This window comes from Acidipropionibacterium jensenii, from assembly GCF_005890135.1.
GTDB lineage: Bacteria > Actinomycetota > Actinomycetes > Propionibacteriales > Propionibacteriaceae > Acidipropionibacterium > Acidipropionibacterium jensenii.
Genome location: NZ_CP040635.1, coordinates 2,936,675 through 2,948,400 on the forward strand (window position 1 = coordinate 2,936,675; position 11,726 = coordinate 2,948,400).

Annotated in this window: 14 protein-coding genes; 9 read left to right on the forward strand and 5 right to left on the reverse strand. The window is 65.5% G+C overall.

All coding sequences use genetic code 11. From position 1 onward, the window contains the following. Nucleotides 1-3 precede the first annotated feature (3 nt). Genes FEZ32_RS13115 through FEZ32_RS13125 form a run of 3 tightly spaced genes read left to right on the forward strand, consistent with a single transcriptional unit; the run spans nt 4 to nt 1,173 of the window. Nucleotides 4-291: a transposase gene (locus FEZ32_RS13115; RefSeq protein WP_138679867.1), complete on the forward strand. Its 288-nt coding sequence runs from the start codon at nt 4-6 to the stop codon at nt 289-291. 53 nt (nt 292-344) lie between these two features. Beyond that, on the forward strand, nt 345-692 hold the full coding sequence (locus FEZ32_RS13120; RefSeq protein ID WP_138680765.1) for an IS3 family transposase: 348 nt from the start codon (nt 345-347) through the stop codon (nt 690-692). A gap of 49 nt (nt 693-741) precedes the next feature. Then, nucleotides 742-1,173 carry an integrase core domain-containing protein gene (locus FEZ32_RS13125; RefSeq protein ID WP_244937995.1) on the forward strand — a complete coding sequence of 144 codons (432 nt, stop codon included), beginning with the start codon at nt 742-744 and terminating at the stop codon, nt 1,171-1,173. Here the strand turns inward: FEZ32_RS13125 and FEZ32_RS13130 are convergent. The 3 genes from FEZ32_RS13130 to FEZ32_RS13140 are packed head-to-tail and all read right to left on the reverse strand — an operon-like array spanning nt 1,156 to nt 4,011. Continuing rightward, entirely contained in the window at nt 1,156-2,535 is a 1,380-nt protein-coding gene (locus FEZ32_RS13130; RefSeq protein WP_138680767.1) for a hypothetical protein, read from the reverse strand. The genes FEZ32_RS13125 and FEZ32_RS13130 overlap by 18 nt on opposite strands. 59 nt (nt 2,536-2,594) lie before the next feature. Further along, entirely contained in the window at nt 2,595-2,921 is a 327-nt protein-coding gene (locus tag FEZ32_RS13135; protein ID WP_028703048.1) for a helix-turn-helix domain-containing protein, read from the reverse strand. Nucleotides 2,922-2,928: 7 nt separating this feature from the next. Then, entirely contained in the window at nt 2,929-4,011 is a 1,083-nt protein-coding gene (locus FEZ32_RS13140) for a tyrosine-type recombinase/integrase (protein ID WP_051238288.1), read from the reverse strand. 202 nt (nt 4,012-4,213) lie between these two features. Between FEZ32_RS13140 and FEZ32_RS13145 the strand changes: the two genes are divergently transcribed. From FEZ32_RS13145 to FEZ32_RS13170, 6 genes are all read left to right on the forward strand, one after another. Beyond that, nucleotides 4,214-4,744, forward strand: a complete 531-nt coding sequence (locus FEZ32_RS13145; protein ID WP_175415796.1) for a hypothetical protein — start codon at nt 4,214-4,216, stop codon at nt 4,742-4,744. After that, nucleotides 4,741-6,522, forward strand: a complete 1,782-nt coding sequence (locus FEZ32_RS13150; protein WP_138680769.1) for a type IV secretory system conjugative DNA transfer family protein — start codon at nt 4,741-4,743, stop codon at nt 6,520-6,522. The genes FEZ32_RS13145 and FEZ32_RS13150 overlap by 4 nt, the downstream gene beginning before the upstream one ends. Before the next feature lie 89 nt (nt 6,523-6,611). Beyond that, complete coding sequence (locus FEZ32_RS13155) at nt 6,612-7,070, forward strand: single-stranded DNA-binding protein (RefSeq protein WP_028703052.1); 459 nt, start codon at nt 6,612-6,614, stop codon at nt 7,068-7,070. 19 nt (nt 7,071-7,089) lie between these two features. Next, nucleotides 7,090-7,671 carry a hypothetical protein gene (locus FEZ32_RS13160; RefSeq protein ID WP_138680770.1) on the forward strand — a complete coding sequence of 194 codons (582 nt, stop codon included), beginning with the start codon at nt 7,090-7,092 and terminating at the stop codon, nt 7,669-7,671. 2 nt (nt 7,672-7,673) lie between these two features. Continuing rightward, nucleotides 7,674-7,877: a hypothetical protein gene (locus tag FEZ32_RS13165; RefSeq protein WP_197720491.1), complete on the forward strand. Its 204-nt coding sequence runs from the start codon at nt 7,674-7,676 to the stop codon at nt 7,875-7,877. A 143-nt stretch (nt 7,878-8,020) separates the two neighbouring features. After that, a complete protein-coding gene (locus tag FEZ32_RS13170) occupies nt 8,021-9,493 on the forward strand; it encodes a recombinase family protein (RefSeq protein ID WP_138680771.1) in 1,473 nt (490 codons plus the stop codon). Here FEZ32_RS13170 and FEZ32_RS13175 read toward each other — a convergent pair. Then, nucleotides 9,389-11,032, reverse strand: coding sequence for an IS1634 family transposase (locus tag FEZ32_RS13175; protein ID WP_138680772.1), 1,644 nt, complete (start codon nt 11,030-11,032; stop codon nt 9,389-9,391). The two genes, FEZ32_RS13170 and FEZ32_RS13175, sit on opposite strands and share 105 nt — an antisense overlap. A 31-nt stretch (nt 11,033-11,063) precedes the next feature. After that, nucleotides 11,064-11,426: a hypothetical protein gene (locus FEZ32_RS13180; protein ID WP_138680773.1), complete on the reverse strand. Its 363-nt coding sequence runs from the start codon at nt 11,424-11,426 to the stop codon at nt 11,064-11,066. Nucleotides 11,427-11,726 lie beyond the last annotated feature (300 nt).

Below are 11,726 nucleotides of genomic sequence, written 5' to 3' on the forward strand. Positions count from 1 at the left end.
ATCATGTCAGGATCGAAGTACAGTCCGGAGTTCAAGAACCAGGTCGTTCTTGAAGTCGTGGACAAGCATCGCACCATCAAAGCCGTAGCAGAATCATACAATCTTGTCGCTCAGACTGTCGGCGTATGGGTCAAGGAGTATCGCAAGAAGAATCCGGACCCGGAAACCGAGAACCTCACCAGTGCCGAGTCGGCCGAACTCGCACGGTTGAGGAAGGATCTCCGTGAGGCCCGGATGGAGAACGAGTTCCTAAAAAAAGCGGCAGCCTTCTTCGCGAAGGAATCACAGTAGCTGTCCGCTACACGTACATCTTCTCGCAAGAAGGCAACTACCCCGTTCGGCTCATGTGCCGATGCCTCACCGTGTCTCCCTCGGGATATTATGACTGGCGAGCCAGGCCCATTTCTGCGACCGCACGTCGACGCCGTGACCTCGCTTCCAAGATTCGTTTCTATTTTGCTGACTCGGACGGTACCTACGGCTACCGGCGGATCGCCGCCGAGCTCGCCCGGGCCGGTGAGGCGGTGCACCCGGACACGGTCCGCTCCATCATGCGGGCCGAGGGGCTGGTGGCCGCCCAGCCCCGCCTGAGGGTCCGCACCACGATCCCGGCCGACGACGCCGACGGGCGCCCAGACGTGGTGGAACGAGACTTCACCGCGGCGCAGCCGGGATACAAATGGGTCCGGTGACATCACCTATATTCGCACCCTGGAAGGATTCTGCTATCTGGCGACGGTACTGGACTGCTGCACGAAGAGGGCCGTGGGTTACGCGGTCGATGATCACATGAGGACCGGATTGATCTGCAAGGCCATCGACATGGCCGTCAGGAATTGTGAGTATGTGAGAGGGGCGACCATTTTCCATTCGGATCATGGCTCGCAGTACATGTCGAAGGAATTCACCGAGCTGCTCGAGTCCTATGATATCAGACTGTCCGTGGGGAGGACGGGACTGTGCTGGGATAATGCGTGGGCGGAGTCGTTCAATGCGACGTTGAAGAACGAGAGGGTGCACCGGGTGATCTATCGGACCAAGGATGAGGCGGTCCGGGATATTGTGCGGTGGATCGAGCTCAGGTATAATCAGAAACGTCTTCACTCGTCGTTGGGGTATCGGACCCCTAATGAGATTGAGGCGGAGTACAGGGAATCACGTCAGGTGGCCTGAAACCAAGTGTTTGGGCGTGTCCGAGAAACGGCAAGCAGTCCAGATGTCGGTGAGCTGGAGGTTGCGGACTTGGAGATTCGTGAGCGCGTGGAAGGCCACGATCGCGACGGCCAGAGCGATCGCCGGGTCGTCGTGGCCCAGGACGGCACGAATCTGCGCGGGTTCCAGCGGCAGCGGCGTGGTGCTGCTGAACTGGTAGGAGCCCAGGCTGCTGGTCGGGTCGGTGAAGACGAGCTTGCGGCCTTTGAGAATCGCGAACAGGGAACGCAGGCCGAGCATCGCGACCTGCCTCTTGGCCGATTCCTCGGGAAGGGAGTCGACCAGGACGGCCGGGCTGATCTCGGCAAGGGATTGGTAGCCGGCTTCGGCCCAGGCGGTGACGATCGGGGCGAGACCGATGATCTGAACGCGCACGGTCGTCTCCTCGCGGGGCTTGCGGCGAGGAGGGATGCGACTGCCATTGAGCATGATGTCGAACCAGAGCTCGAGCTGGGTGCGCATCGTATCGGGAAGCTGGTCGAACTTGCCCGCGAAGTAGCGGTCGATGGTCGGGATACGGTCGTCGATGAGGATGCCAGCGGCGTCGAGAACGTCGAGGGTGGAGCGGACGTTGCTGTCGCTGTCGTACCGGCGAAGCCGGATCACTTCGCTCGCGCGGATGGTCATCGCGCCCTCGGGGGCGAGAATCTGGAGCATCTTCAACGAGCGGCGCACCTGGTTGGTCTGCCGTTTGGACCAGCCGAACCGTTCGGCGTGCTCGAACACGATGCCATCAGTTCGCCAGGACCAGTCGCGAGCCTGAGCTGTGGTGAGCTCGCGGAGCACGTCCGGGTCAGGGGCAAGATCGAACAGGGCCGGCTGCTCCCAGTCGGAGATTTCCTCGGCCTGCTGCGCCAGGAGGATGCGGGCGGCCCGCACCGACTGCCTGGGCTGCTTCGGCTTGCGGCGGGGAGCCATGTTCGCGAAGAAGAGCTGCAGCCCCAGCCGGGCACCTTCCTCGAAGTCGAGGGGCCGGCCGGGTACCTGGATGCGGCGGGCGTTCTCAAGACAGAGGCGGCAGGCTCCCTGGTCGCCGACGGTGACGTGGCGTCCGCAGTAGAGGCAATCGCCGACCGGATAGTGACTCGACCACCAGCGGCATTGCCAGCACTTCCAGTTGTGTCGGCGGTAGACGCCCCAGGCGAGGCAGTCCTTGCAGGAGCCGACGTACTCCGGGCTGCCGGGGTGACAGCGGTCGCAGAGGCCCTGGCTGTAGTAGTTCTTCGACCCGCATCGCTCGCAGGGCGGAGCGGGGAACGGACCACCGGGCAGGCAGTCGTAGCAATAGTCGACGGCAGGCCAGGTCCATGCCGCCGCGTTCACGCCGCAGGTGAAGCACGTGCGAGGGGGCCGGAAGCGTGAGTTGAGCCCCTTCCTGGTGCTCACAGCGGCGGCTCGGACCGCGGGTTCCCGAACCTCGGAGAGACACGCGGTCCGGTCTCGTTCTCGCCGTTGATCGTCTCGGCCTTCTTCGGTCGGCGGGCGGCGACCTTCTCCGGCTCAGGGGTCATCAGGTCAGAGGGGGTGCAGCCGAGGATCGCGCAGATCACGTCGAGTTCTTCGAGCCGGATCGTCGGCGGAGTGCCCGACCACCAGCCCGACATCTTCCCGGCGCTGATCTCCACCCCGGCCGCGGCGAGCTGGCGGCGCAGCTCGGCTGACTTCCAGATGCCTCGTTCGGCGGCTCTCATCCGCAAGTTCCACTTCACGGTCTTCTCACCCTTCCCCTGTCAGGCGGGCCTCGACCCGCTGGTTGGCGTTGCGCCACGCGAGCTCGACGTGCTCGCTGCGCACATGGATATAACCCGATGTCGTCGCCAGCCACTGATGGCCCAGCAGTTCTTGGAGGGCCTTCAAGTCCATCCCGGTCCCATACAGCGACGAGGCGCAGTAGTGCCGCAGCACATGCGGCGTCAGCCGCCCCGCCCACGCGGGCAGGAACCGTTCGGTCTGGATCGTCAGCGCCCGCCGCAGCGAGTTGTGACCGATCCGCCCGCACCGGCCGAGTTCGTCATCGAACCGCTCGGAGGGCATCAGCGGCGCGTCGGGGTTCTGCCAGTCTTCGCCGAACTGGTGGCGGACCTCGGCCAGCCACCAGTCGATGAGCTGGTCGGCGCCGTTGATCGCCGGCACCAGTCGCGGCTTGAAGCCACGCCCGCCCGAGCCTTTCCCGAAGCGAACATGCAGTTTGCCGAACCCGCCCAGGTCAGGTCGCCAGTCGCGGATGTCGAGCATCACGGACTCGTTGATCCGCAGCCCCAGCCGCCGCCACAGCGACGCCGCGAAGTAGTCACGGGCAGCGGGCAGATACTTTCTCGCACCGGGGATCGAGCCGCGCCACCGGGTGAACAGCTCCTCGATCTCAGCATCGGACGGCGGCACCCTGATCTTGCCCAGCGACTTGCCCTTTTGCCGGTTGAACTCGTCGATCGGCTGCTCGACCGTTACCCCGGTCATCCGGCGAATCTTGCCCTGATAGCGGGTGATTAGGAACTCGTAGAACTGCGCCAACGATCCGGCCTTGCCCGCCCGCGTCGTCACCGACAGGCCCCTGCGCCGCTGCTCGGCGAGGAAGCGGTCGGCATCGTCAGCCGACGCCTCCCACAACGGGCACGTCAACGACCGGGCGAACTCGATGACCGTCGCCCGTGTCGACCGCACATGCCCATCGGTGAGCCCGGCAGCAGCCATCGCCAGCGCGTACTCGTCGACGAGCTCCTGCTCGAAATCCTCCGCATCCTGCGCGCTGCGCAGCACCTCGTCAGCCACACCACCACCTTGCAGCGCGACGAGCTTCATGAACTTCTCGGTTCACTGTGACCGACCATGCTTCAATCATACCGACGAACCTTCAGTCCCAGTGACGGTTCTTCAACATGTCTTCCGGGCACGGAGAACCTTGCACCACCTGGGAAGCAGGCCCCTTAGACAGCCGGGGCGTCAGGAGGAACTTGAGTGCATGGAGATTTGATACCAGGGACGACTGGTGCACCTGATGGGCATGAGCATCCACCACAGCCACTCCGTCAACTCCGACGAGACACCGGTCAGTCTGCCGCTGGCCACCATCACGGTCGATCCCTACGGGGTCCTCAACGTCACCCTGGATGGCGCCGAGTATCCGCCGCCCTCGCCAACGGCACCGTGGACGAAGGGCCGGTTCGGGGAACTCCTCGACGTCCTGACCGCGGACCGCACGCGGACCATCCGAGTCGAGATCCACGAGTCCGACGGAAGCACATTCACCGACATCATCCGTGCGGCCCGCACCCCACGCTCGGAGCCGACGGATGAGTCGCCTGCGCCTCGTCGGGCCCGGCACCGCCACGCACCAGAAACCATCAAGGTGACCGGTGCCGGGTTCCAGCCGGGGGAAGACGTCACGGTCGCTGTCGTTCGGAGCACCGCAGAGGCAACCGCGGCCGGGACAGTCCGCGTGACCCTGAATCTCGGGGAACTGCCCACGGGCGGCGCCGACGTCCTGTTGGTCGGGACTTGCTCGGCGCGGGTCGTGACCCGGCGGGTGCCATGAGCACGCAGCGCCAGTCCGGCTCGATGGGTGACGAGCTGACGAACATCCTCATGGTCGGGCTCGCCGCCCTCTTCGGCCTCATCCTCGCCATCCGCGGCGCAGGGTCCGTTGCTGCATTCGTGACCGGCACCGACCAACCACAGACAGGCATCGCCGGTGGGCTGGCGGTCCTGTTCAGCCCCGGAGATCCCGCGGGCGCGCTCCACGCCGACGGACTCAACCCCATCGCCTACTGGATCACCCTGACGCTCATGCTCGGCCTCCTCGGAGCCGCAGGGACCTGGGGGTGGATCAAGTGGCGACGACACTCCCGCGCGGTCGATATGGACCCACACCGGTTGGCGGGCACGGCCACAAGCCACGAAGTCGCCACCGCAGCCTCCGCGAATACACTCGTCCGCCACGCCGGGACACTCCGCCCGTCCCTCAACAGCCCACAACCTCACGATGTGGGGTTCCTGCTCGGCCAGTCGAAGGGCAAACAGGTGTGGGCCAGCGTCGAGGACTCCATCCTCCTCATCGGCCCGCCCCGCTCCGGCAAGGGCCTACACATCGTCATCCCCGCGATCCTCGACGCACCCGGTGCCGTGGTCACCACCAGCACCCGGCCCGACAACCTCACCGCCACACTCAAGGCCCGGCAGCAGATCGGGCCAGTCGCCGTCTTCGACCCCCAACACTTGGCCGACGGCGTTCCCGCAGGTCTTCGCTGGTCACCCATCCGCGGCTGCGACGACCCACTCACCGCCATGATCCGCGCCACCGGGCTCGCCGCCGCGACCGGCCTCGCCGACGGCGGGGTCGACGGAGGCGGATTCTGGGAAGGCAAGACCCGAGTCGCCCTCCAAGCACTCCTGCATGCCGCCGCACTGGATCACCGCACACCCGCCGAACTGTTCCGCTGGACCCTCGACCCCTCCGCCGCGGCAGACGCCGTCGCCATCCTCACCGGTTCACCCCACTCAGCGACCGGCTGGGCCGAATCCCTGGAAGCCATGATCGACGCCGACCCCCGCACCCGCGACTCCATCTGGCAAGGCGTCTCCCTCGCCCTGGCGGCCCTGGCCGACCCCCGCGTCCTCGACGCTGTCAGTCCCGGGCCCGGTGAGCAGTTCGATCCCGAAGCCTTCATCCGCGACAAGGGCATCCTCTACCTGCTCGCCACCGGCGCCGGGGCAGGCAACAGTGCCGCACTCGTCGCCGCGTTCGTGGAAGACCTCGTCGAAACCGCCCGACGTATGGCCGCCCGCAGCCCGGGCGCACGGCTCGACCCACCACTCCTTCTCGCACTGGACGAGATCGGCAACCTCGCACCCCTCCCGTCACTCCCGACCCTGATGGCAGAAGGCGGCGGCACCGGGATCACGACCATGCCCGTCCTCCAGTCCCTGGCCCAGGCCAGGGACAAGTGGAGCGAGAACCAGGCCGGAGCCATCTGGGACGCCAGCATCGTCAAGATCATCCTCGGCGGCGCCTCCAACAGTCGCGACCTTCAAGACCTCGCCACCCTCATCGGCGAACGCGACGAGTACACCGACGCCATCACCCTCGGCGACCACGGCACCCGCTCAAACCAGCGCTCCGTACGCCGGGTGCCGATCCTGCCACCCGACCGCATCCGCACCCTCCCATTCGGCACCGGCGTCATCCTCCTACGCTCCACACCGCCGATCATCACCGACCTACATCCCTGGCCCAAACGCGGCGACGCTGTACAGCTTCAACGCGACCGGGAAGGTATCGAGGCCCTCCTGCAACGGCCACCCAGCACCGAGTAGTCGAACGCCGGGAAGCCACGTGCACCTGCCTGTCAGAGCGACCCTGTCCGATGGGGCCGCCCCGATATGAAGGGCAGGAGGACAGTCCCATGGCTATCCGCACCCAGCAGTCCATCTCCGGCTTCATCGCCACCGACCCGCAGCTGACCGTGACGGATCGCGGGGAGGCGCGCTTCTACGCGAGGTTCGGTCAGGAGAACTTCCACCGCGAGGAGGATGGCTCGTTCACAAAGCTGGAGCCGACCTTCCACAACCTCGTCATGTACCGGGCCACCGCCGAACGCGCTTTCGAGCGGTTCGCCAAGGGCGACAGCTTCGTCGCCGAGGGCTACGCCCACGAGTACTCCTACGAGCGAGACGGCCAGTCCCTGTCCGGGGAGGAGTTCGTCGCCAAGAAGATCGGCCACGACACAGCCCGCACCCGCTACGACGTCGACCGAACGCCCCGAAACTCCCAGACCCGTGAGGCGGCCACGCGAGACCAGGAGCGCGCGTTCGACCCTCCAGTCTCGCGGCCGACCACCAGCGCTCCCGTGCTCGGCCGCTGAACCTGGAGAGGAGCGCACCATGACCACTCACACGCCGGGCTTCGACGAGGAGCCTGACTACGACGACACGCAAAATCTCATCGCCGAGCCGCCACACCCTGTCAACTGGAATCTGTTGACCGCCACCGACCTGGAGCAGGAACTCCTTGAGCTGAACCGGTGGGTCGACTGGCTGCGCCACACCTACGGACTCCCAGCCTCCGTCATCCCGCCCTACTGGCACCGCCACCCCGAACTCCTCTGGGAACTCTCCGCCCTCCACCTGCACTGGCTCTGCGCCTACGACCCCGACCAGAACGGCTCCGCGCCGCTGGGCTGGCACCGCGACTTCGCCGACGCCCGCCAACGCCTCCGCGACTGGGTCACAGCCTCCGGAACCCGCCTCGACCGCGACCGCCCCACACGACAAACCACATGGCCCGGGGAATCGCCCGCCGAACACGCGGAAGAGACCGCGATCACCGACCGGGACCAGGACTTCGTCCAGTACGTCCTCGACGAGGTCCACCAGAGGCAAGAAGCCGAAGACGCGTTCTATGCGAGCATCGACGAACGCACCGGCGAGATCCACGACCACCCCGAGAGTGCCCAGGGCGGGTGAGGATGATGGTCCGCTCCTACAAGCGCACGACGGACCGGTCGGACGCCAACCGGCCGGTCCGCGTGCGCTACATCAAACGCAGCGAGATCGACGCCGAGAAGGTCGCCGAGGTTCTCATCCGCATCGCCCTGCGCGCTGCGGGCAACGGCACGACCACCGGGAACGCCGGTTCCTACGTCCGGGATCTTCTCGTCAGCGCCCGGTAGACTGTTGGGCAAGCTCAACGAACCGGCGTCGTTGGCACCAGACTCTTAAGCCCCGCACTCGGGGTGTTCTTCCTGCTTCTTGACGTGACCGCCATCCGGCGCCCCACAAGACCCCGCTCAGGGGTCCGTGAAAGGCGGTCACCATGACTCTCACGTCCCTCCCGTCCGGAATCGATATGGGCGAGCTGCGCAAGCTCGCCGCCACCGCCGCCAAGATCCAGCAGGCCACGGGCGCGACTGACACGAATGGTCTGGTCCCTGCGATCAGCTACCTTCGGGTCTCCACCAAGGACCAGGCCACCCGAAACGGTCTTGAAGAGGGCCTGTCGATCCCCGCCCAGCGCAAGGCGGCTCAGCGAAAGGCTGACCAGCTTGGCGCCGTCATCGTCAAGGAGTTCATCGAGCCTGGCGAGTCCGCCAAGACGGCGCAACGCCGCGCCCTCCAGGACATGCTCGACTACGTCACCGAGAACCCCGTCCAGTACTGCATCATCAACAAGGTCGACCGCCTGGCTCGCAACCGCCTCGACGACGCGATCATCCACGCGACGCTTCGGGATGCGAACATCAGCTTGGTCTCCGTGACGGAGAACATCGACGAGACGCCCTCAGGGATGCTCATGCACGGCATCCTCGCCTCCATGGCCGAGTTCTACTCCCTGAACCTCGCTCAAGAAGTCCTCAAAGGAATGACCCAGAAAGCCAGCATGGGCGGCACTCCTGCCAAAGCACCCCTCGGGTACCTGAACGTGCGCACCACCGACGCGAAGGGCCACGAGATCCGAGACGTCACCGTCGATCCCGAGCGGGCAGACCTCATCACGTTTGCCTTCACCGCCTACGCCACCGGCGACTGGACCCTCTCCTCCCTCGCCGCCGAGCTGGAAGCCCGAGGACTCACCACCAGGCCGACGCCGTCCTTCCCGTCGAAGCCCGTGACGACGAAGGCACTGCACAAGATCCTCACCAACCCCTACTACCAAGGCAGCCTCACGTTCCGCGGCGTCACCTACGACGGCGCTCACGACCCTCTCGTCGACACCGAGACATGGCTACGCGTCCAGACCGAACTGGCCGCCAAGAACCAGCGCGGAGAGAAGCCCCGCACCCACGACCACTACCTCAAGGGAACGCTCTACTGCTCGTGCGGGGCGAAGATGATGATCGAATGCCCCACCGGCAAGTCCGGCATCACCTACGAGTACTTCACCTGCTCCGGGCGCCGCAAGAAGAACGGTTGCACGCGGTCCGCCATCCTCACCGACCGCATCGAGGACCGCATCGACTCCACCTATGGCGCCAACGGCCTCACCCCCGACGAGGCCGATCGTGTCCGCGAAGTCCTCGGAGCCGTCTTCGACCAGCTCGAAGCCACCACCGACGACGAACGTGCACTCCTGACCGCCCAGAAGGAGAAGCTCGACGCCGAGCGACTCAAGCTCGTCCAAGCCCACTACGCCGACGCCATCCCGCTCGACCTCCTCAAGTCCGACCTGACTTGTTGCATTGGCTTAGTGCCCCGCATCGGACTCGATCGCGTTGATGATGGCGCGGGCCTCGGGTGTGGTCTGGGGCTTGATGGTGTGAAGCGAGCCGTTGATCTCCAGGGTCGCTGAGCGTAGTGGGGCGAGGGTATGGACGATCCGTTTGACCGACAGGCCGGTGACCTGTCGTAGGTAACGCGAGACGGCCAGGGCGGCGAATGCCGTGGTCAGGTGGGCCTCGATGGAGTCAGAGAGCCAGTGGAAGATGGGCCGGGCCCGCAGGTCGGACTTGGCCATGCGGAAGGAGTCCTCGACGTGCCAGAGGTCGTGGTAGGCCCCGATCACCTGGACCGGAGTCATCACCGATACTGGAATATTGGTCACGTATCCCTTCAACCCGACCAGTTGGCGGGCCCGGTCGATCGCCTTGTGATCCAAGGACAAGCCGTTCGCCGATGCGCTGACGAACCGTGGCTTGCGGGCCGGTCTGTCACCGTCGACCACGGCTTTGGCGCGGTTCTCCTGAGCCGTCAATGTGGCCGAGTCCCGCACGGCCCGTTTGCGGGAGTACTGCCAGACCGCCCGCCAGCTATCGGTGGACCCGGCTGGATCCCAGACCGGCTCGGTCCGTCTGCTGCGAGGGTGGCAGGTCTTCCTCCTCGCTGTGCGGGGTGTGATCGTGTCGATGATCTGCCCGTCATCGAAGGCCGTGCCGTTCCAGTGGAAATGGCCGGCCAGGTCGCTGGGGGCCTTTACCGACCGGGATCCCACGATGAACCGCAGACCTGCACCGTCCAGGGCCTCCAGATTGGAGGCCGACAGCATGCCGGCGTCTGCGACCACCACCATGTCGGCGATCTCGTGGGCCGACCGGTAGGCCTCAACAATCGGGATCAGGGTCGTGGTCTCGGCCTTGTTGCCGGGAAAACAGCCAATCTGGAGGGGAAAGCCCCAGCGGTCCACGAGGAGCCCGACCACGATCTGGGGATCAACCCGGCGTTCCTTCGAATAGCCGACCTTGCGCAGACTGTCCTCGTTCTCAGCCTCGAAGTACAGGGTGGTCACGTCATAGAGCACCAGAGTCACCTCCCCGCCACCGGCCGAGTACCGGTGGCAGGCATCGGTGATCACGGCACGGTAGTCGCGGTCCTGGGCACGAGCCAGGTGCCGGTAGATCGTGGTGTGATGCGGCGGGTCCTGACCCAAACCGGTCAGGACCCGCCCGACAGCCAGTTTCGAGGTGGGTTCGACGATCCGGGCCACAACGACCTGCTCGAACACCTGATCGGCAACCGCGTCGAGTCCCAGGCGGCGATAGGCCCTGTCCAGCACAGACCACAACAGGTCCGAGGCCGTCGAGACGACCTGCGCAGGCCTGGCAAGCGCTGAACTCTCATGGCGTCCAGAGTCCTCACCGGTCAACCTGTCCTGGACCACGGGCTCGGTGAACGACTCCTCGACCGCAACCGGGATCTCCACGCCCAGGTCCAAGGGCTCCTGGCCGCTCAACTGCTCGATCCTGGCCCGGGCAGTGGTCCTGAGTACCGCCAGTTCCTCGTCACTGTGAGCCGAGCCCACATGCTCCACGATGATGCGCCTGCCCCGTCGCTTCTCAGCGATCTGGACCGCCACCGCACCCGAACCCGTGCGGACCGTCCGGACATAGGTCATGACCCCCACAATACGGGTCCCCAGGACCGTCTTAGTGCCCCAAAACAGCCACGATCGAACACGAAACCCGTAGCCAGACCAACACACCCGACCGAACCCCGAAAAACTGCATCAAGTCAGGTCCGAGCAGGAACGCATCCGCACCACTCACGACGCTATCGAACACCGGCTGGAGAACCTCGCCACCAGCTACGAGGACGCCCGTGAGGGCCTCGACCAGCTCGCCGACATCCTCACCGATCTCGGCGACGTCTACGCGCGATGCGAACCTGCTGAACGCCGCATCCTCAACCGAGCCCTCTTCGACAAGATCATCCTCGACGACGAGCAGGCCATCCGCTACCAGCCCGACGGGGCCGTTCGAGCGGCCTTGGACTGCGTCGCCCCTGGTCACACACGGATTGTCTCTGTCGAAGCGTCTGACCCTGAAGACACTTCGAACCCTGCCCGCTGGTCTGCGGGGCAGGGTTCGAAGATGTCACTTTTGGTGGAAGCAATTGAGCACTGCGGGAACAAGCGACCGCGGGTTGAGCGGCTTGTTTCCGAGTGGAATCAAGGCCTCCGCGAGGACACCGCCCCTATCGGAGAGTCGGGCGACCTGCTGATCGGTGCGTCGGCGGAACCAAGTAAACGACCTCGAACACGCCTCACCGAGGAGGAAGTGGACGCTATGCGAGCAGCCCACGCACAAGGT

Coding starts and splice junctions, on each gene's coding strand:
- FEZ32_RS13170 (WP_138680771.1), top strand. CDS start 8,021: ATGACTCTCACGTCCCTCCCGTCCGGAATCGATATGGGCGAGCTGCGC.
- FEZ32_RS13160 (WP_138680770.1), top strand. CDS start 7,090: ATGACCACTCACACGCCGGGCTTCGACGAGGAGCCTGACTACGACGAC.
- FEZ32_RS13150 (WP_138680769.1), top strand. CDS start 4,741: ATGAGCACGCAGCGCCAGTCCGGCTCGATGGGTGACGAGCTGACGAAC.
- FEZ32_RS13140 (WP_051238288.1), bottom strand. CDS start 4,011: ATGAAGCTCGTCGCGCTGCAAGGTGGTGGTGTGGCTGACGAGGTGCTG.
- FEZ32_RS13115 (WP_138679867.1), top strand. CDS start 4: ATGTCAGGATCGAAGTACAGTCCGGAGTTCAAGAACCAGGTCGTTCTT.
- FEZ32_RS13155 (WP_028703052.1), top strand. CDS start 6,612: ATGGCTATCCGCACCCAGCAGTCCATCTCCGGCTTCATCGCCACCGAC.
- FEZ32_RS13165 (WP_197720491.1), top strand. CDS start 7,674: ATGATGGTCCGCTCCTACAAGCGCACGACGGACCGGTCGGACGCCAAC.
- FEZ32_RS13120 (WP_138680765.1), top strand. CDS start 345: ATGTGCCGATGCCTCACCGTGTCTCCCTCGGGATATTATGACTGGCGA.
- FEZ32_RS13175 (WP_138680772.1), bottom strand. CDS start 11,032: ATGACCTATGTCCGGACGGTCCGCACGGGTTCGGGTGCGGTGGCGGTC.
- FEZ32_RS13145 (WP_175415796.1), top strand. CDS start 4,214: ATGAGCATCCACCACAGCCACTCCGTCAACTCCGACGAGACACCGGTC.